This window comes from Vallitalea pronyensis (genome assembly GCF_018141445.1).
Taxonomy (GTDB): domain Bacteria; phylum Bacillota; class Clostridia; order Lachnospirales; family Vallitaleaceae; genus Vallitalea; species Vallitalea pronyensis.
This window is the reverse complement of record NZ_CP058649.1, coordinates 5,798,172-5,818,493: the sequence shown is the minus strand read 5'-3', so window position 1 is coordinate 5,818,493 and position 20,322 is coordinate 5,798,172. Positions and strand designations below refer to the sequence as shown.

Here is a 20,322-nt window from a genome sequence, read left to right as displayed (position 1 = left end):
GATATGAAAGAAAATGCGATTCTTGAGTTAAAAGGAATTGGTAAACAATATCGAGACCATAAGGGTGACTATGTAAAGGTGGTTGAGGACGTTAACCTGATAATTAAGCCAGGTGAGTGTATCGGATTAGTTGGCGAAAGTGGTTGCGGGAAAAGTACATTGGCAAGAATCATATCGCATTTAACCCAGGCCTCAGAAGGTGCTATGTTTTTTAAGGGAGAAGATATCACCCACTTACAAAGAAAAAATCTAAAACAATATTATAAACAGGTTCAAATGATTTTTCAAAACCCATTGGATACATTTAGTTCAAGGATGACCATGGGGCAATATTTAGCAGAACCTTTTATTAATTTCCAACGCATGCCTAAACGAGAAGCCTATGCTCATGCAAAAGCATTGCTTCAGATGGTTAATCTTGAAAGCCATTGCATGAAGAAATACCCTAATGAACTCAGTGGAGGCCAACTGCAAAGAATTGTCATTGCTAGGGCAATGGGTATTAAGCCAAGTCTTATTATATGTGATGAATGTACATCGGCCCTTGATGTATCCATACAAAAAGACATCATAGAACTGCTGTTTGATATGAAGGCGCAGCAGAACTATGCCAGTCTTTTTATCACACATGATATAGCTCTGGCTGAAAACATCTGTGATCGCATATATATCATGTATGAAGGTAAGCTTGTGGACATGCTAGCAAGTAAAAACATCATGGCAGAAGCCAAGCACCCATACACCAAAACACTCTTAAATTCTGTACTTACCCTAAATAATTATACGCAAAAAGTAAAGGTATCATAGAGGAGGACATGATGAAAAAAGGAATATTAGTCGTTAGCTTTGGAACGTCTTATCCAGCCACAAGAAAAAAGTGTATTGAATCCATAGAAAAAAAAATTGAAGAGAGCTATTCGGATTATCAGGTAAGGCGTGCTTTTACATCCAACATGATTATTAAAAAATTAAAAGAACGAGACGATATCCATGTGGATACACCCCTAGAAGCGCTGGGAAAAATGGTTGATTCCGGCATGGAAGAAATTTATGTGCAGCCCTTACATATTATTCCAGGTTATGAATACGAAAAGGTGAGAAATGCTGTGATTCGTATGCGGCATCGAACGAAAGGAAAGATCAGCTTAGGTCTTCCATTATTGTATGAAGAAAGGCATTATGATGAAGTCATTGACGGGTTATTGAATACTTTACCAGAAGAAAAAGAGCATGAAGGTATTCTATTCATGGGTCATGGTACGGAACATTTTGCAAACGCCTGCTACAGTATGCTGCAAAATAAAATAAAGGATAGAAGAGATGATATACTCCTGGCCAACGTAGAGGGCTATCCTGAAATAGACCATGTGATTCATAAGATAGAAAATACATATAAGAAGATGACATTGGTACCCTTAATGATGGTAGCAGGGGATCATGCCATAAACGATATGGCAGGGGAAGAAGATTCCTATAAGGCATTGCTAGAAGAAAAACATATTCAGGTAAACTGTCAATTAAAAGGACTTGGGGAGAGAGAAGAAATACAGCATATCTTTCTTCAACGTATTGCCGAGATGATGGGATAATACCCACTTGTAATGAGTATTCCCATGTTTACCTTAAGGTCCAATCAATGAGTGGTAAGTTCATTGGGTGTACAAGGCGTTGTGGCATTATGTTTTTCTAAATACGTATTACCCCAATCCAGCATGGCGGTTAAGATTGGCGTGATGCTTTTCCCAAAATCTGTCAACGTGTATTCCACCTTTGGGGGGACAACGGGATAAACCTTTCGGTTGATTAAGCCATGAGCCTCTAATTCTCTTAATTGCTGTGTAAGCATCTTGGGTGTTGCCTGTGGAATAAGTTTACTTAATTGATTGAAACGTAGGGTTTCATTGATAAGATGCCATAAAATAAGGGATTTATATTTGCCACCAATAAGCGCCAAAGTGGCTTCAATGGGACAGTTAAAGTTATCCATGGATTGTTTCATCGTATTCTTACCTCTTTTCTTTACAGTATCATTTTGGGTAGTATAGCACTTAAAAGTGCATACTTGAATAAATGATAATTATAGTTATAATAATACCATAGGTTGATAAAAAATCAACCATACGTAAAAAATGGAGAATGAAGGGAAGGAAGAATAATGGATTTTTTAGCATTAGCAAAAAAGCGATATTCTGTAAGAAAATACACATCCGACAAAGTAGAAGATAGTAAAGTGGCTACAATTTTAGAAGCCGGTCGGATTGCACCAACAGGTGCTAATAAACAGCCACATCATCTTATTGTTCTTAGGAAAGAAGAAGGATTAAAGAAGATCAGCAAAGCTGCCAATGTCTATGACGCACCGCTTGTCATCATGGTATGTAGTCATAAGGAAGGATCATGGGTTAGACCATTTGATGGGAAATCATTGATGGATATTGATGCAAGTATTGTGACGGATCATATGATGTTGCAAGCAACAGCATTAGGGCTTGGCAGTGTTTGGATTGATTATTTTAAACCGGATGTGATTAAAGAAGTTTTTGACCTGCCAGATTATCTAGAGCCCATTAATCTTCTTGCTATTGGTTATGCAAGTGAAGAACCACTATCACCAGACCGGCATCAAGAGACCCGTAAGCCTCTGGATGAAATCGTATCCTATGAAGGGTTTGAAAAATAAAATAGCCATACATGAATGATGGAAACAGTTAGTTTTAACGTTGCATGTTAAACTAACTGTTTTTTATAACCGTTAGAGAAATATTAGCTATCACAATCAAAATGTGATTTGAGAGCTGGTTTATCCGATTGGAAATCTCTAGGCGCATAGCCTGTATAACCTTTAAAATTCTTAACAAAATGAGGTTGGTCATAATAACCGTTTCTATACGAAATATCTGTTAGGCTGGATTCATTACCAGATATAATATCTCTAGCACATTCTTCAAATCTTACGATATTCATAAATCTTTTAGGACTAACACCAATATATTTGCTAAATAAACGCTCTAACTTTCGAGTGGATAACCCATTCCTTTCACAATAAGTCTGAATATGTGGCAGATCGGATGCCATGAAATTTTCGATGATGCTACACTCATCGAGTTCTTCTTCTGTAGCACGAACACTTTTCATCAAGGATTTTTCCATTTGCTTAATAAAGGATGAGGGGTTATGAAATTGTGCAATATGAGCAGACAGTTCTTGGCAAAGCATGGTGTTTGTTTCTCTTAAATTAACGATGCGATCAACATATTGTCCCATGGGTTTTTTCGTAAAGAAGTAAAACCCCCATGGTGTATAGGTAATACCAAACGACCGTAGTCGTCCCCATTGGGTAATTTTTGACGCATGCTCCCTGATGCCATGAAAATGTATGTTTTCTGGCTTACATAAGTTAGGATCTTCCCCATAAATACATGGATTTCCTATGTTCATAATTAAATCAACATGATCCATAGGGAGCAATAAATTCTGGCTAATGGTTATGTTTTCATCATTATTCACATACCAATAATGGCGAATGAAAGGCTTGAGCGATGGATCCACCTCATTAAAAAATCGTATCTTAAACACCTGTAGCTCCCCCCTTTTATATTTCAAAATGAAGCATCTATCATGATATACCTACAGTATAACATGAATGAAAGGATTGTGCTGATCACGTAACATCACAATCTTCTATAAACAGTATCTGTTATGTCAACTTCACCCTATATGTATACCAGAAAAGTAGAAATAGCCATTTTATCATGATAGAATAGCTGCTCCTACTTTTTAGGGTTTGAATTACTGGGTTATCTTATGCATCTATTATTTATGCATCTCGGATAGTTGAACACCACCAACACCAAAATTATCAGCATCTCCTTCGGAGATAATGACAGTAAAATGTTGTTCAGGTATGTTGGTTGTTTCACTCATAGCCTTTGTTACCTTCTCAATGAGTTCTTTCTTAACTTCTTTTGATGTTAATCCCATATCAATTTTTATAACGGGCATATTCACATAACCTTCCTTCTATTATTTTATGGATTGCTGGGTATCATAGGGGCATATCATCTATCCTCTTTTTTGGTGTAAGGAACACTTCCAAAATAGGATAGTTTTATTTTATAGGATGATGAGGTATAATACTTGTAAAAACACGACGGCGTAACATGATGATTAGCATATTCATCATGGAAAAAGGTATGTTAGGACATGCTATGAGAATGATCATTTAGTATTTTACAACGGTTAGATGATGACATACAATAGAAAGGTATGGATTTTATTATAGCGTGACGTCAAGGAGGCAATATGTATGAATGAGCCAGATTTAATATTAGATTTAAAAGCAACATTAGGTGAGGGTCCATGCTGGGACCATAAAGCTCAAGTATTGTATTGGGTTGATTGTTTAGCCAACCACATACATCAGTACAATCCAGAGACGACAATCAACACCACCATGATAACGGGTAAAAACGTGGGATGTGTTGCTGTAGCAAAATCTGGAGGTCTTGTGGGAGCTCTTGAAGATGGGTTTTACCATATTGACTTTGAGAAGCGTCATATGACACATCTATTAGACCCAGAAGCGCATTTGCCCCATAATCGGTTTAACGATGGAAAATGTGATAGTGAAGGACGATTATGGGCAGGAACCATGAGCAAAGATGAACAGGATCAAGAACCTCGTGGAAGTCTTTATGTACTGAATATATCCTGTCAGGTGCAAAAAGTCCTCGACAATGTGAGGATTTCCAATGGTATAGCTTGGAGTCTTGATAATAAAACCATGTATTACATTGATACACCCACGAAGAAAATAGCAGCCTTTGATTTTGAGGCTCAATCGGGTCAACTAAGCAATAAACGTTATGTTATTGAAATACCAGAGGGAGCAGGACACCCAGATGGCATGTGTATGGATTCTGAGGGGATGCTGTGGGTAGCAATGTGGGGAGGTTATGCTGTAAACCGTTTTAATCCCTTTACAGGGAAATTACTGGAAAAAGTTCATGTACCTGTGTGCAATGTGACGTCCTGTGCTTTTGGAGGTAAGAATCTGGATGAGCTTTATATCACAACAGCCAGCATAGGTGTAGATGAGCATGTAAAAGCGAAACAGCCATTTGCAGGTGGGTTGTTTAGGGTTAGACCTGGTGTTAAGGGTTTACCAATGCATACATTTGGGTAGTAGATAGGGCATTAATAGCTGGATTTTGAGATCATCTTCGTTACGAATAGTATCATGTAGAGCCTTTATATAGAAAAGAAAATAAGGTATAATAACCATAAAAAAGTTGCGCGATAATACGTTGCAATTTTAAAAAGGAGGCAAGCTCATGGAGTATACAAATCCTATTATATCTGGATTTTATCCCGACCCTAGTATCTGTCGTGTGGACGATTGGTATTATTTAGTAACCAGTACTTTTGAATATTTTCCAGGTGTGCCGTTATTTAAAAGTAAAGATTTAGTCCATTGGCAACAGATAGGTCATTGCCTAACAAGAACATCACAACTTAATCTAACTAAAGTTAGAAAATCAGCAGGAATCTTTGCACCTACTATCCGACACCATCATGGACGCTATTATATGGTGACAACCAATATTGGTAAAGGTGGTAATTTTTATGTGTACACCGATGATATTCATGGCGAATGGTCGGACCCTATATGGGTAAACATAGGTGGTATTGACCCCACATTATTTTTTGACAAGAATGGGAAAACCTATATCGTCACCAATGAAGGTACAGATGCTTTTTTTGGACATATTGTTCTTGCTGAGATAGATATTGAAACTGGGACATTATTAACAGAAACCAAAGAGTTATGGACGGGTACAGGTGGAGCATATGTGGAGGCTCCTCATTTATACTATCGTCATGGGTGGTACTATTTAATGGTTGCAGAAGGAGGTACTTCGTATGGCCATATGGAGACCATAGCTCGATCAAAATCCATATGGGGACCCTATGAAAGTTGTCCTCACAATCCCATTATCACTCATCGGGAATCAGCAGGCAATCCTATTCAAGCAACAGGTCATGGCGATCTTGTTGAAGATAATCATGGTAATTGGTGGTTTGTTTTTCTCGGTATACGCCCAACTGCTGAAGGATGGCATCATCTTGGTAGAGAGACTTTCTTAGCACCAGTTACATGGACCAATGACGGATGGCCTGTTATTAATGAAGGTAGAGAGATTGACATACATATGACTGTTGAACGTCCATTTACAGAAGTAATACTGGAGAATGAACCTTCAAGAGATACTTTTAAATCTTCCAATATGAAGATGTATTGGAATACTATTCGTAACCCCCAAAAAGCCAATTACCAGTTAAATCATGAGCAGGGTAAGCTAATTTTAACAGGTACACCTGTCACACTAAGTGAGGTGGATTCACCGACATTTTTAGGGAGAAGACAGAAGCATTTTGACTGCTTAGCCATGACATCAGTAGAACCAGGGACAATGAAAAATGGCGATGAGGCAGGCTTAACTGTTTTTTACAGCGACGAACACCACTATGAGATTGCTATCGTGCAATGCAACAATCAGAGATATCTACAGATCAAAAAAACAGTTGGTGATATCTTTGTGGTTGATTACCAAGAAGAAATCCACATGAAAGAAGATCAACCAATTGTTTTGGCTGTTAAAGGTGACAAACACCATTATGCTTTTGGATGGGGGACCTCAGAGACATCAATACAGTACGTTGGAACAGGACGTACGCAATTAATATCTACAGAAGTAGCCAAGGGGAAATTTACTGGAACTTACATGGGCATGTATGTGGTATCACATGCAGAAACAAAAGTGTCCTTTAATTGGTTTGACTATCAACCCATTGAAAAAAAACTTACTTAACAATGGGTAAAACGTAACTTTATACATAATAAATAGAACATGAAAACGAGAAAAAGCTGTCTCACTCAATGGATATTTAGCTTAAAGGAGTGAAATCATGATAAGGTTTATTGAAGAATTATCCATGAATGCATGGCCATCTTTACACACATATGTGTATGATGGATGGGTACTTAGGGTTTCAGGTGGCTACACAAAGCGAGCCAATTCAATTAACCCGTTATATCCTTCCCAGATAGATTTGAAGGATAAAATTGACTACTGCAAAAGGTTTTATAACGAGCTTGATTTGCCCACAATATATAAAATGACAGCAAATAGTCACTTAGTCAACTTGGATAATACACTAGAAGCTCTAGGCTATAATAAAGTTGATGATACAGCTGTTAGGGTATTAGACTTGGAGGCATGTAACCCTGTGATTCAACCAACAACAGATGTCGCATTTTCATTAGAAAAAGAATGGGTTAATGGGTACATCAAGAATACAAATATTCAAAAAGAAAGTACCAAGACAGTATTAAAGACCATGTTGAATAGCATTATCGGCAAAACCATATGGGTGCTACATAAGGAAGAAGGAAAAGCTGTGGCTTTTGGGTATGGTGTTGTGGATAAGGGGTATGTGGGTATTTTTGATATTCATGTGAATATATCTTATCGAGGTAAGGGTTATGGGAAAGCTGTTATGCATAAACTCATTGCGGAAGCTAAGAGATTAGGGGCTAATCATGCTTACTTACAAGTGGTTGTAGGTAATAAGGTTGCTGAAAACCTATATGATCAGTTAGGATTTAAAGAGATATACCGCTATTGGTATAGAAAACTATAATGGGTCCAATGAAGAGACATATACCCAACATACTATCAGGACTTCGCATACTGTTAGCCATCATGTTAACGGTAATAGAACCATTTAGTACCGAGTTTTGGTTAACCTATGTCATATGTGGGCTTAGTGACATGGTTGATGGCTATATTGCCAGAAAAACCAATACAACCAGTAAATTAGGCGCCTTACTAGATAGTATTGCTGATATGCTATTACTAAGTGTCATGCTCATCATTTTTGTGCCCCTATTAACCCTGCCAATAGGCTTAATTGTATGGATTGCAGCCATAGGTGTCATCAGGTTGGTGGCGGTGGTTACTGCTTATTGGAAATATCATACATTTGCTATCCTACATACCTATGCCAATAAATTGGTTGGCTTACTGTTATTCATATTTCCATTTCTGTACAAGATAATGGATGTGACGATTTTAGGTACGATTATCTGTATCATAGCAAGTATTTCTGCTATTGAAGAACTGGCTATACATGTGACATCGGATACGTTAATTAGGGATATAAAAGGTATTGGTTTAATGAATCTCGATATGAAAAAGAAGGGATAAAGGAGTATCCAGTAGACCATGGATACGCAAAATATAATAAGCATCCTTTGTTATAAAAAACCATTTGACAAACAAGTGGTTTATCCTTTATAATAAGTATACGACCGGTCTAATATTAAAAATATGCGGAGGACAAATTATTATGAGAAATAAGGTTAAGGATATTCTTGAGCAACATGAACTATTAAGATTGGCTACTTTAGATAATAGCGGATTCCCTAATGTAAGATCCGTTGATTTTGCTATTGACCAAGAAAATGAATCACATATTTATTTTACGACATTTAATAACACCAGAAAAGTTGCTGAATTAAAAGAAGATAATCGTGTATACGTTGTGGTAGATAAGCCAGCTATGAATATCCAAGAATTAGCACAAGTGAAATATATAAGAGCCAATGGTAAAGCTTTCAAGGTCGAGCAGCCAGAAGAAATGCAAAAAGCTATGGGTCTTTTAATGCAAAAATATCCATTCCTACAAGAGTTACCTGGTGACCCATCTATGATGAGCGTCTATCGCATAGAATTGAATGAGGTAGAAGTGACAGATAACAGCTTAGGTTTTGGTCACGTGGATAAGTATAATTATTAAAAATTGACAAGTGGAAATCTTATTAGTTATAATAAACACCAGAGAAAGTGTATGGTGATTATATGAATAAGAGAGAAGCAATTATCATGACGGCAGCTCGTTTAATTCATGAACAGGGCTACCATCATGTAGGTATAAAAAGTATATTGGATGAACTATCCATTCCTAAGGGCTCTTTTTATCATTATTTTAAGAGTAAGGAAGAGCTAGGCTTGGCGATTATTGAGTTGTATATTAAAGATACCTCTTATGGCATGAGTCAAAGTGATAACACCATTGCAGGCATAAAGCAATTTTTTAATATCTTTTTTAATCGTTTGGTTGAGCTGGAGCTTAAAAGAGGATGTCCCTTTGGAAATCTGGTTGTGGAGTTATCGGATGAGAATGAATCCTTTCGGTTGAAGCTTTTGGAGCTATACAACGTGATGACGTCTTGGATAACAGACATATTGAAGGGTGAAGCCATTGAATATCCTGATGAAAAAGCAAAGGCACTGTTTGCTGCTTTTGAAGGGACCATGTTGGCATCCAAATTAGAGAAGGATCCCATTCATTTTGAGATATTTAATCAATACACGTTTCCTGCAATCATTCAAGCAAAATAAATATAAAACACGTAACGAGAGAGGTTATGCATACATGTATAAACCTCTTTATCGTCTTATAGATAAGTCTTTAACTTAGCATGTTAAGTAAAAGCATTTTTATATGCGTCAAGGACACTTTCTTAACACAATAACTTGCTTCCCAAGACGCCACATAGTCCCTTTGTTTTTTAGATGTGTGGTATAATAAAGTCAAGCAATTGTGAAGCATAATAAGAATAATGGTCAACGAGAGAGGAGAAATGGTGATGAATATCAATAAGCTAAAGGAAGCAGAAAGAACATTTTTCATGGAATACCCACAGGGCTTTGATACACCTGAAATGGTTGAAATGAGCAAGAAGCATAAGATGGACAAACTTGTGGATTTTGCGAAAGAGAGTTTTAAGCCCTCCGCATTCAATCAAGTAGAGGAAACAGCAGAAAACATGGTCAAAATGGTGACTCGTTCTTCTATGGTATCACTGTTTGAAAAACCTAAGTTTCGTGATGCAGTAAGAGGTATGCGTATAGATAACAAAAAGATTCTTGTTGCAGGATTAAAAGAATTGATTCATGGTGATGAAGAGAAGGGATTTAATCAGCTTCTTGACATATTGTCTGAATATAAATTAGCGAAATGGACCTTGTTAACCGTTTTTCGCTGCTATTATTATCCAGACAAAGATTTATTATTCAAACCAACAACCGTTAAGAATGTCATTAAGAAATATGAGCTGGAGGGGCTTACTTACAAACCAAGGCCAAGTTACGATTTCTTTGTGACATATCGTGAGAACATTAATGCTATGAAACAACAAGTAGATGCTTCATTAGCACCTAACAATGCTGCATTCTCAGGTTTTCTAATGATGACCATGGGAACAGAATAAGATGGTAATGGATAAGCATGCAAATGTCTGTTGCAAACATGGTTATTATAGGTGGATATTTGCTATGGACATGTGTTGCATGGGGCTGTCACATGAATGAAATTTTACTGGCTAGAGGTTTTTGGAAACGATAAAAGCTTAACCTCTTATCATTTCCTACACATTGACGTTATTTTGTTTTCGTGATAAAGCCCCATGGTTTAATGAGCTTCTATATATTGATTCAATTCTTTATGCCAAGTGTCTGGCTCAAAGGTACCGATGGTTGTGGGCATGTTAAATAATAGATCAAGTATATGGCGAGGTTTTTTACCACCGATATACATGGATTTAATGCAGGAAATACAATAGACAACCACATGATCACAAGGCATGTTACGTGCTCTTTTTTTCATTTGTTCCTTCACATGGTCAACTGGGATTTTTCCATAAAAGCTGTCACCACAGCAGATAGACTTGGTACCTGTGTTTTCGGGTTCGATTACTTGGATATGCATTTTTTTCAGTAATTTTCTTATGGCTCTATGTACTCTTTTCTCTGAACGGGTAGGACAAGCATCTTGAATAGACATTTCTAAACCTTTATAATCTGGAAAAGGAAATGTTGCACTTTCAGCTAATATTTCCCATAGAGTTATGGTTGTTATACCCTCATAAAGTGTTCGAAATCTTTTATCACATCCTGAACAGGTGTTAATAATCAATGTATCTTTTTCTAAGCAAGGGTTGTGTTTGCAGCATATATGATGTGCTTGAATAGGACCTCTTGTGGAATTTAAAAAGGTGTGTACTTTCTTGGCAAGTTCCGGTTGGTAGATCATAAGCCCACAACCAGGCGCATAGACTTGTTTCATTGGTATACCTCCCTATGTTTGCTCCTTGGTAAGATGTTATCATCATATACTAATCTTAGGTAAATGAAAAGCGATTTTCGGTCATGACATCGTATATGTCGTTAGTAAAGCGATTACAGCTTATGACGTCTATACAATATGTACACAATGGATGGAACTTTTTTGTCAACCATAGCGTCTCATATACATAACTAGAAAAAGCCTAAGCAAAAGGAGTATGAATAAGATGAAGAAAATAATAACAATAGCATTGATTTTATTCGTTGCATCACAGATATTAACCGGGTGTACACATGATAAAGACAAAGCCAATGAAGGTAATACTTCTACACCTGATTCAGTCGACAATCATGGAGAAAACGATGCATCAACAGACTTGAAGAAGTATGACATTGTCGGTACAATTCATGCAATAAGAGAGGGGACAGTATCCATACTATCAGGTGATACCATGAAAGACTATACCCATGTGGAAGGCATTGAAAAGTGTTATGTTGGCGAAACAGTAGGTATTATAAAAAAGGACAAGGATTATACCGTTGAAAAAATTAAGATGGACTTTACGGTACGGCATACCACCATGGGAGACACCATAAAAAGAGTAGAAGGCACCATCAAAGAAATGACAGATCAGCAAGTAGTTATCGCATCTACGGATGGTGATATAACACTTACTATCAGTGAGCCATTAACAAGTAAAGTTGGCGATCGTCTTATGGTTGACTATATCGTTAATGGTGACAATATACTCTACCATGTATACCTGAAAGATTCAGCTATGACCTTAAATGTGGATAAAATTGACCGCATTGATGCAACAGGTGAAATGATGCTCATGACAAAAGATAAGGACGGTATGGAATATCATGTAATCATTCTATCGAGTACGGTTGTTGATTTTAATCTTTCTGAATTGGAAGCTGGTGATGTCATAGATGTATATGCTGAAGTCATTAGGGAGAAGTATCCTGCTGAAGTGGATGCAAAGATGGTTATGCGAGTAGAAAAAGAAGAATAATGAATAAAAACGCTGATGATATGGATAGCAATAAGGAATAGTTCGGGGAGAACTATTCCTTATTGCTATTTGTTAGGGTGTTTTATACTGTATAGCCTACATCGGCTACATATCCAATAGAAAGTCTATGACTTGCTGATTGAAATCTTTTGTTTCTTCGTAAGCACCGTGACCAAGATCTTTATAGATGACTAATCGACTACCTTCTATCTGATGAGCCATTTCTTCAGATGAATTTTTTCCAACAACTTGGTCGCTATCACCGCCGATGACCAGTGTTGGACACGTAATTTTAGGAAGTTCATCATAAGCTTGATGGTGCATGCAAGCTTTTGCTTGTATTAGAAAGCGATCATAAGCTTTTGGCTTGCCCATCCTGCTGATAATGGGGTAAAAAGGTCTGTATTTCTTCAGATGTTTATCGGTAAAGGTTTTCTCCATGGTGTCAATCATAAGGGACTGATAGTCACGGTTTTCAGCCATTCTAATCCAGCTTTTTACCACACCCTGAAGAGTTTCATTTTGATTTGAAACAGATACTCCAATCACAAGCTTTTGTACGATTTCCGGATAGTCAATGGCTAAGTGCTGAGCAATCATGCCGCCTTGGGATACACCCATGAGGTAGACATTTTTAAGGCCTAGTTTTACCATGACTTGATATTGGTCCCGTGCCATATCCCGTGTGCTGTATCCTTCTTTTAGATGATTTTTTCTGCTGAACACATAAACGGTAAAATCTTTGGTAAATTGCTTGTAATAATTGGCGAGTACGAATGCTTGACCTTTTACGGTTTTCAGCCCGTCGCTTAGCCCTGGAAGAATAATGAGTGGCGTTTGTCCACGTCCAAAAACCACATAATCCATATGGGTATCACCCATGTTTATTTTTTTCCCTTTTCCATGGTAGAACATGATATAACCTCCTTATTCTTTGCATATGCCTTCTTTTAATATGGTCATGTATTCCTGAAGCTCTTTTAAATACCTATCTTTTATAGAATCAATCCCTTCATTACCTGCTATATCCTTCATAAAGGATGCATTAAAGCCTTCTAACAGCCACCTTAACATATCAAGTATTTTATTCTTATTCCATTTGTAGCCGTTCATGTTTATATCTTGAAATAAGGTGTAATAAAAGCTGTTACCCATTACTTGATATTTTTTAATGGTCTTTTTATAGATGTCACTTTGGTCGTCAATGAAAGCTTTTTTTATCAGCTTATACGCCATAGGATGATGCATATACCAAGTGAATTCAATGTCAGCATAGGTGGCGACTCTTTCAAAGAAATCATTAGGAAGGGTGGTTATTGCTTCTTTGGAACTATCTAAGAAACGTTGTATGCTATCATCTAGAATATAAAAATATAAATCTTCCTTGTTGGTAAAATATTTAAAGAGACTGCCTTTACTTATACCAGCTCTTTTCACGATATTATTGGTGGAACTCTCGGAATAACTATTTTCTGCAAATTCCTGAAGGGCTTCCTGGGTGATTTTTAATCGTTTTTCTTGATCGAGAGCGTTAAAAAGTTGTGTTGGCATGTCTATTCCTCCTTAGAGACCAGGTGGTCACTGATTGTTGTGAAAATGGTGACCAATTGGTCACTGACGATATTATAGCATAATCATTCTTCTTTTTCAATAGCATTTTTATGTAAATAAGTCATGTTTAGGATAATTTTTGGATATGCTACATAATATAAACTTAATATTATAGTGATTTACATTCCTAGTGTAACTGGGTTATAATAGAATAATGAAATATTTGGAAAAAACTTAAAGGAGGAATGGTCATGGGATTCATAAAAAAAGCATTAAAAATTTCAGCTGTTGCAGGAGCATCCTATGGAGGATTTAGAGTCTTTAAAAAGTATCAGGAATTAAAAGAGAATTATAAGGAAGTCTTTTTATTCAAAACAAAAGAAAAAGCTTATGAAGAAGATGAGTATGAAGGCGGTTCATATGCAGCCATGTTCTCAGTTCTTGAGATGGACTTATCCGAGGCTGTCATTGAAGAAGATGAAATTACCATTGATATCTATGGTCTATGTAGTGTCATAGAAATCAAAGTTCCAGAAGGCTGGCAGATTGAGATGCAAGGTTCCAGCAGTAAGGCTGTAGTTGAAAATGGACTTTCATCAGATGAGCCAGAAAGTGAAGAAGAAGAAATAGAAAAAATTGTGAACGATTTAGAAGATAAACCAACGGTGTATATCAATTATAAATTAACAGGAGCTGTACTTTCTGTAAATGAAAAGAAAGAAGAAGCAGATGAAGATTACGAAGACTTTGAAGTTGATGATGAAGAGACAGAAGAAGTTATAGAAGATGAAGATACGGATGTAACCGTTGAAGTGCGTAACGAAGATGAAGGTTCAACGGTAGAAGTTATTGTAGAAAAAGATGAAGAAGAAAAAGAATAATTCAAACATCGTATTGTTGACCAATAGATTTTAATTGAATCGCAAAAATAGGAAGTAAGTTGAATGTCCAAAGAGGATTATTCAACTTTTTCTTTGCATTTTAATAGATATTTTTAAAACAAATCTGTTTGGAACATCCCCCAATAGGTTTCAAAAGAATGATGTGCTATGGCATAAAAATCATTGCAAATTTCATTACAATCCTTTATAATGGAACATATGTTCGTAAGCGCGGTTGTATTTTTTGCTTGACAACTTAGCAAAGGTAGTGCATGATATATGGAATACACTTTTTTATCTTACTAGGAAATGCCCATGAAATGCATATGCAAGGTATGATAACAATACCGAGTGGAAATAGTAAAGGGGAATATGGAGCTGCGAGCCACGGACAAACGGCGCGTTCAGCATGGGTTCAAGCAACTTTTACAAGTTGCACTATTAAACATGGACGTTTAATCTGCTGACGTAATATTCCCCTTTACTATTGGAACGACTGTTGTTACGTTTAATTTCGTGGAAAGTCCTTGAATTTAGCCTATGAAATAGAAGTATTTTCAAAGACATTAAGGATACGTTTCTTAGACAGTGGATTAGACATAGAAGGGGAGGAGACGTAACATGTTTAGAGTATTTATTAACTCATTCACCCAGTACAAAGGCTTACCAAGAGAGGTATACATACTGGCTATACAACGATTTGTTAATTCCGTTGGTGGCTTTGTTCATGCATTCCTATTGATGTTTCTAACCAAACGAATAGGTCTTGAAAAAGATGCTGCTGGTTTATACATGACCTTTTCTGCTTTTGCAGGTATACCAGGTACCATCATCTCAGGTTTTCTTGTAGACCGTTATAGCAGAAAGACGATCTTACTTGCATCAAGGGCAGCCTCTGCCATGATACTTTTTTCCTGTGGTTTTCTTGGTAACAGTATGATGATTACCTATTTAATCATTGCTTCCAGCTTTTTGTGGAGTTTCTCCGCTCCAGCAAGTTCTGCTATGGTAGCAGATTTAACAACACCTGAGAACCGAAAACAGAGTTTTTCATTATTGTATTTAGGTATGAATTTAGGCTTGGCATTTGGATTTATGTTAGCAGGGTTTTTATTTGAGAATTATACGAGCTGGTTATTCTGGGGTGATGGTCTTACATCCATGTTAAGTTTATTATTGGTTGTCTTTTTTATTAAAGATACGCGACCAAGTAGAGAACAGATTGAAGCCATCAATAACTCCAAACGAGAAGGGGAAAAAGAAGAAAAAAGCAATATTTTTGTTGCGTTAATTAGAAGACCTTTTCTTGTTGCATTTGTGATCATTAATTCCATTTTAGGGTTTGTCTATTTTCAACATGGTTTTGTTATGCCCCTTCACTTAGAAGAATTATTTATTAATCAAGGTACGAAATTATTTGGAAGTGTGATGACAGCGAACACCATCATTGTTATTCTATTTACACCTATACTGATGCATCTGACAAAAAATATAAAACCCATCATTAATGTGGGTATTGCCGCTATCACTTACATCATTGGATTTGGTATGCTAACATTTTCAACTACTCTATGGCCTTTTTATGTAACTGTGTTCATATGGACATCTGGTGAAATCATTGCCACGGTGAATACAGGTGTCTATATATCCAACCATTCACCCGTTAACCACCGGGGCAGATTTAATTCCATGATTGGTTTTATACAACATGCTGGACGGGCATCATCACCTGCACTTATGGGCATGTTCCTTGTAGGAAAACCCAGTGCCACAGGTTGGGTATTAACTGCAGCTGTTGCAATCATTGCACTGGTACTGCTAGCTATCTTGTTTATCAAAGAGCAACAGTACAAGCATAAGGCCAATAGATCATTGGCATTTAAAGAAGAGGATGTAGCATAACGTACTAAGAAAACAAAAAAAGAGTTGACCTTTACGCCACGTAAGGGTGTACCATGTTTTTAGAGAGAAGGAGGCATAGCTAATGATGCAGATAGGAGAAGTCTCCAAGACTTATCATATATCTAATCGGACTCTTAGGTACTGGGAAGAAAAGCGGATATTAACAAGTATTCGTAAATGTAATGGATACAGATATTATGATGATGTTTGTATTCGAAGAATTAAGCAAATTTTATTCCTAAGAAAATTGAAAGTGCCCGTACAAGATATTGAATGTATTTTTAAGACAAAAGCACTTCATGTGGCCATTGAAGTGCTCACAAAGCATCTTGAAGAAACCCGAGAAGAAGCAAAGTCTTTGGAAGCTTTAAGTCTTGTTTTAGAACGTTTAATTAGCATGATACAATCTCAGCAGGATATTAAAGGTGCTCTTGCTTATATGGAAGAATCGGAAGACGGTTTAGTAACTGCATTAAAAGATGCTCTCCAAATATCCCTCTCTGAAAGGATGGGTATGATGAATCACATAAAACCCAATGAAGCACTCCACGTACGACTTGTACAATTACCAAGGATGATCTTTGCAGCATATCAAGTAGAAAGTAATCATCCAGAGGACGACTGTACCAAAGTCATGGATGCCTTTATTCAGAAACATCAACTGGACCAAAAAGTGGGTTTTAGACATTTTGGATTTAATAATCCTGAGCCAACCAAAGATAATCCAGTATATGGTTATGAGATGTGGGCGACCATACCAAGAGAATTGGAAGTGCCATCACCACTTGTTCGGAAAGAATTTTCTGGTGGACTCTTTGCTGCTATTCCCACCAAAATGAATGAAATTGGAGAACGTTGGGGGCAGTTGTGTGAATGGGCTAAACAGAATGAGGATTTTGTAATCGATTGGTCACCAGAGTATGATCGAAGAGGTTTGGAAGAATGTATCGACTATGCTTTCTTTATGCGAGAGGATATTGATTTTAGCCTGAAACAGTTGGACCTATTATTGCCTGTTAAACGGAAATCATAAATAATGACGAAAGGTAGTTAAACATGTGTTTCATTGGCACAAAAGGATGGAGGGGTGTAAGATGATTGAACTAGAGGAATTAAAAAAAGAAGACTTACCAATGATGACAGAAATAGCCATTAAAGCATTTCAGGATGATAAAAACACGTATGGTGATTATCCACCGTTAATTGATATGGAGCATCATACGATACGTTTTATTGATAACGGCTTATCCTTCAAAATATTAAAAAAAGGTCAAGTAATTGGTGGGATCATGGTTTTTAACCATCACAATGGCACCTATACGTTGGGCTCTATTTTTATTGATCCTGCATATCAGAATAAAGGTATCGGTCAACAGACTATTCGTTTAATTGAAGCAAAGTGTCCAGATGCAACCACATGGAAGTTGGATACGCCTTATCGTAGTTACAGAAATCATCATGTATACGAGAAAATGGGGTATGTGAAGACGGGTGAAGTCATGCCCAATAAAAAGAACCCTGAATTCAAATTATTTTTGTATGAAAAATCAATGTGATCAAGAAAGATGTAACAGGAAGACGCCTCAGTATGGGATATAACCTACTGAGGCGTCTTATTGCGCTTATTGCGTATGGATTAACGATTTACTTGGTTTTTTCACGTGCCTGTTGTTTACCCTTCATTTTGTTTTCATGTGTTTCTTTATGGGATTCTTTGTGTAATAATTGCTCTTTAAAGGCTTGTAAGTCAGCGGACATGTTGCGGTTATCCGAATCATGATGATCGTCATCAAATTCCTTAGCCAATAGAAGTGTGATAAATGCTTCCAATGGATTTATGTTGCCAGAACCCTCTCCGCCCATGTTTACCAAGGTATTTGGTACAACTTGTATGCTGCCATTCTCAATAGCTGCCGTATACTTGGTGACAATATCTTGTAAGACTTGATATTTTGGTCCACCATATGCTTTAACTTGTTCATGAATAGCGATGGCTTTACCAATACCCATCTTAGCTTCTTTTTCGGATTCTGCAATGGCTAAAGCTTTAATTTTCTCCGCGTCATGTAAGGAACGTTGATAAGCGGCTTTACCAGCATTATCTTGAACTTCTATGTTGATTTCAGATTGGGTTAAGGCTTTTTGTTGTTCTGCCTTTGATTGAGCTTCTTTTAATTCACGTTCTTTCACAGCCGCTTTTTGTTGTTGGTTATAGGTTTCTATCTGTTCCATAGCCACTTGCCGGTCTCGTAATTGATCTAAAATAATCTCAATTTTATTATCCTTTTTTGATGAAGAGGGGGTACCTATGAGGACCTCTTCAAGCTCAATGTTATAATGCTGGAATTTAACCTTCATCTGGGTAGCAGCCATGTCTTGAATCTCGCTTCTTTCCTGTAAAAGTTCAATTAAAGTCTTACTTTGACCAATGTTCTTAAAGTAAGCCGATACCATGGGGTCTAAGGTTTGATCAACCAGCATTTTAATGTCCCCGAAGCGTTGAATCACAAAAGGTGCTTTCCGATAGTCAATATGTAAGACTACAGATAAAGGTAAAGATGGTTCAAAAGCATCCTTGGTAATAAGATTAACCTCTTTTAGGTTAGAGTCAAAAAGATGTTCCCCGCCTTCATTGGAAATCCACTTTAAGATGATGTTGGTAGTAGGTACTTCAACAATTTTACCTGCATAGGTATTAAAAGCGTATTTACCTGGTGTTAATGGGTCTTTCCATACACCTCTAAAGCCTTTTTTAACCAACTCACCGTGTTTATATTCTTCTCCAGATGCATCTTCACCATGTTCCCCAATATAGGAGATAACCACACCAACACTACCAACAGGTATCACCGTTTTGTCAATTAATTCAATGGTTGCAAACATCCGATTAATAAAATAAGTTCCCTCGGTCAAGACTTGATATTGACGACCTCGATAACCACCAGCAGCTAGAAATTTTGTGATATCTTGGAAATTATTATGATAGGTGGCTGTTTGCATGCTGTCATCCCCTACTGTTGGAGCAACGATGTGATCTTGGGAGAGGGATGGTCCATCGTGCACGGTGACAATACCTAGCATATCGTCGACACCTTTAATGATAATGGGTGTAAAGCCTTGACGTTCATGAATCTTGTCAGCCATTTTCTGAATGGTGGCAGCATCACTCTTTTCAAGTGGAAGGCTGTAAATATGCTCTTTTGTAATGATCACAAACTGAGCTAAATTAAAAGCATAGGTACCTTCACGGATAATGGAACGTTGAATACCTTTTTGTCCACCGTGATTGATAAAACCTATAACATCTTGAAAGTTATTGCATGCATCCACCACACGGCCTAGAGTCTGTGTCTCAGGCAAAGGTTCACCATCTCTTGCAAACACATAAGCGATCTCACCTTGAGGTACAGTGACCAGTGGACAGATATGCACCCGATACATCAGCGGTGTTAGAAAATGAACACCACCACGTAACACATAAGGTTGAAAACCTGCTTCTTTGTTCAATGCAATAATTTTCTCATCCAATGATCCACTTCGTGACCACCATTTTTCTACAACTGCTACCCGGTTATTGGGAATTACTCGAAACCCAATAAGCCATAGTGCACCTAAGATAACCACTATACATCCCACAATTATCAATATTGCTTGTAACATATTACCCCTTCTTTCCTGGAAATACGCCCCTCATCCATCTATCAGGATGCGGCTTCTCATCAAACAGAATCACGCTTTGATCGTTACTTTGTCGTTATTCTCTATATAAAATAATCT

At 37.1% G+C, this 20,322-nt stretch carries 22 protein-coding genes; 15 read left to right on the top strand and 7 right to left on the bottom strand.

The window, feature by feature from the left end:
- Window positions 1-3 precede the first annotated feature (3 nt).
- Window positions 4-807, top strand: coding sequence for an ABC transporter ATP-binding protein (locus HZI73_RS24335; protein ID WP_212695928.1), 804 nt, complete (start codon window positions 4-6; stop codon window positions 805-807).
- An 8-nt stretch (window positions 808-815) separates the two neighbouring features.
- The gene (locus tag HZI73_RS24330; protein ID WP_212695927.1) at window positions 816-1,589 is read left to right on the top strand and encodes a sirohydrochlorin cobaltochelatase; all 774 of its coding nucleotides are present in this window, start codon (window positions 816-818) and stop codon (window positions 1,587-1,589) included.
- A gap of 44 nt (window positions 1,590-1,633) precedes the next feature.
- Here the strand turns inward: HZI73_RS24330 and HZI73_RS24325 are convergent, their stop codons facing one another.
- Window positions 1,634-1,999, bottom strand: coding sequence for a winged helix-turn-helix transcriptional regulator (locus HZI73_RS24325; protein WP_212695926.1), 366 nt, complete (start codon window positions 1,997-1,999; stop codon window positions 1,634-1,636).
- Window positions 2,000-2,155: 156 nt separating this feature from the next.
- Here HZI73_RS24325 and HZI73_RS24320 point away from each other — a divergent pair, with 156 nt between their 5' ends.
- A complete protein-coding gene (locus tag HZI73_RS24320) occupies window positions 2,156-2,680 on the top strand; it encodes a nitroreductase family protein (protein WP_212695925.1) in 525 nt (174 codons plus the stop codon).
- Window positions 2,681-2,763: 83 nt separating this feature from the next.
- Here the strand turns inward: HZI73_RS24320 and HZI73_RS24315 are convergent, their stop codons facing one another.
- Together HZI73_RS24315 and dmpI are read right to left on the bottom strand one after the other, a co-directional pair.
- Complete coding sequence (locus HZI73_RS24315) at window positions 2,764-3,576, bottom strand: AraC family transcriptional regulator (RefSeq protein WP_212695924.1); 813 nt, start codon at window positions 3,574-3,576, stop codon at window positions 2,764-2,766.
- A 237-nt stretch (window positions 3,577-3,813) separates the two neighbouring features.
- Complete coding sequence (dmpI, locus tag HZI73_RS24310; protein WP_212698923.1) at window positions 3,814-4,002, bottom strand: 4-oxalocrotonate tautomerase DmpI; 189 nt, start codon at window positions 4,000-4,002, stop codon at window positions 3,814-3,816.
- A gap of 304 nt (window positions 4,003-4,306) precedes the next feature.
- Here dmpI and HZI73_RS24305 point away from each other — a divergent pair, with 304 nt between their 5' ends.
- The 7 genes from HZI73_RS24305 to HZI73_RS24275 all read left to right on the top strand — a co-directional run bounded on the left by HZI73_RS24305 (window position 4,307) and on the right by HZI73_RS24275 (window position 10,339).
- Entirely contained in the window at window positions 4,307-5,185 is an 879-nt protein-coding gene (locus HZI73_RS24305) for an SMP-30/gluconolactonase/LRE family protein (protein WP_212695923.1), read from the top strand.
- Window positions 5,186-5,333: 148 nt separating this feature from the next.
- Window positions 5,334-6,872 (top strand): glycoside hydrolase family 43 protein, encoded by a 1,539-nt coding sequence (locus tag HZI73_RS24300; RefSeq protein WP_212695922.1) that lies wholly within the window; start codon window positions 5,334-5,336, stop codon window positions 6,870-6,872.
- A gap of 97 nt (window positions 6,873-6,969) precedes the next feature.
- Window positions 6,970-7,704 (top strand): GNAT family N-acetyltransferase, encoded by a 735-nt coding sequence (locus HZI73_RS24295; RefSeq protein ID WP_212695921.1) that lies wholly within the window; start codon window positions 6,970-6,972, stop codon window positions 7,702-7,704.
- A gap of 8 nt (window positions 7,705-7,712) precedes the next feature.
- On the top strand, window positions 7,713-8,270 hold the full coding sequence (locus HZI73_RS24290; protein WP_246552267.1) for a CDP-alcohol phosphatidyltransferase family protein: 558 nt from the start codon (window positions 7,713-7,715) through the stop codon (window positions 8,268-8,270).
- Between the two features lie 142 nt (window positions 8,271-8,412).
- Complete coding sequence (locus HZI73_RS24285) at window positions 8,413-8,862, top strand: pyridoxamine 5'-phosphate oxidase family protein (RefSeq protein ID WP_212695919.1); 450 nt, start codon at window positions 8,413-8,415, stop codon at window positions 8,860-8,862.
- Between the two features lie 62 nt (window positions 8,863-8,924).
- Window positions 8,925-9,467 carry a TetR/AcrR family transcriptional regulator gene (locus HZI73_RS24280; protein WP_212695918.1) on the top strand — a complete coding sequence of 181 codons (543 nt, stop codon included), beginning with the start codon at window positions 8,925-8,927 and terminating at the stop codon, window positions 9,465-9,467.
- Between the two features lie 248 nt (window positions 9,468-9,715).
- A complete protein-coding gene (locus HZI73_RS24275; protein ID WP_212695917.1) occupies window positions 9,716-10,339 on the top strand; it encodes a hypothetical protein in 624 nt (207 codons plus the stop codon).
- 200 nt (window positions 10,340-10,539) lie between these two features.
- On the opposite strand, the gene HZI73_RS24270 is transcribed toward HZI73_RS24275, so the two are convergent.
- Window positions 10,540-11,193, bottom strand: coding sequence for a (Fe-S)-binding protein (locus HZI73_RS24270; protein WP_212695916.1), 654 nt, complete (start codon window positions 11,191-11,193; stop codon window positions 10,540-10,542).
- Between the two features lie 226 nt (window positions 11,194-11,419).
- Between HZI73_RS24270 and HZI73_RS24265 the strand changes: the two genes are divergently transcribed.
- Complete coding sequence (locus HZI73_RS24265; RefSeq protein WP_212695915.1) at window positions 11,420-12,211, top strand: hypothetical protein; 792 nt, start codon at window positions 11,420-11,422, stop codon at window positions 12,209-12,211.
- Window positions 12,212-12,316: 105 nt separating this feature from the next.
- Here the strand turns inward: HZI73_RS24265 and HZI73_RS24260 are convergent, their stop codons facing one another.
- Together HZI73_RS24260 and HZI73_RS24255 are read right to left on the bottom strand one after the other, a co-directional pair.
- Window positions 12,317-13,126, bottom strand: coding sequence for an alpha/beta fold hydrolase (locus HZI73_RS24260; protein ID WP_212695914.1), 810 nt, complete (start codon window positions 13,124-13,126; stop codon window positions 12,317-12,319).
- 12 nt (window positions 13,127-13,138) lie between these two features.
- Window positions 13,139-13,762: a TetR/AcrR family transcriptional regulator gene (locus HZI73_RS24255; RefSeq protein ID WP_212695913.1), complete on the bottom strand. Its 624-nt coding sequence runs from the start codon at window positions 13,760-13,762 to the stop codon at window positions 13,139-13,141.
- A 251-nt stretch (window positions 13,763-14,013) separates the two neighbouring features.
- Between HZI73_RS24255 and HZI73_RS24250 the strand changes: the two genes are divergently transcribed.
- From HZI73_RS24250 to HZI73_RS24235, 4 genes are all read left to right on the top strand, one after another.
- Window positions 14,014-14,643, top strand: coding sequence for a LiaF domain-containing protein (locus HZI73_RS24250; protein ID WP_212695912.1), 630 nt, complete (start codon window positions 14,014-14,016; stop codon window positions 14,641-14,643).
- A 621-nt stretch (window positions 14,644-15,264) separates the two neighbouring features.
- Window positions 15,265-16,545: an MFS transporter gene (locus HZI73_RS24245; protein WP_212695911.1), complete on the top strand. Its 1,281-nt coding sequence runs from the start codon at window positions 15,265-15,267 to the stop codon at window positions 16,543-16,545.
- A gap of 82 nt (window positions 16,546-16,627) precedes the next feature.
- A complete protein-coding gene (locus HZI73_RS24240) occupies window positions 16,628-17,578 on the top strand; it encodes an effector binding domain-containing protein (RefSeq protein ID WP_212695910.1) in 951 nt (316 codons plus the stop codon).
- Window positions 17,579-17,639: 61 nt separating this feature from the next.
- On the top strand, window positions 17,640-18,101 hold the full coding sequence (locus HZI73_RS24235) for a GNAT family N-acetyltransferase (protein ID WP_212695909.1): 462 nt from the start codon (window positions 17,640-17,642) through the stop codon (window positions 18,099-18,101).
- 88 nt (window positions 18,102-18,189) lie between these two features.
- Here the strand turns inward: HZI73_RS24235 and HZI73_RS24230 are convergent, their stop codons facing one another.
- Complete coding sequence (locus HZI73_RS24230; protein ID WP_212695908.1) at window positions 18,190-20,205, bottom strand: SPFH domain-containing protein; 2,016 nt, start codon at window positions 20,203-20,205, stop codon at window positions 18,190-18,192.
- Between the last annotated feature and the right edge of the window lie 117 nt (window positions 20,206-20,322).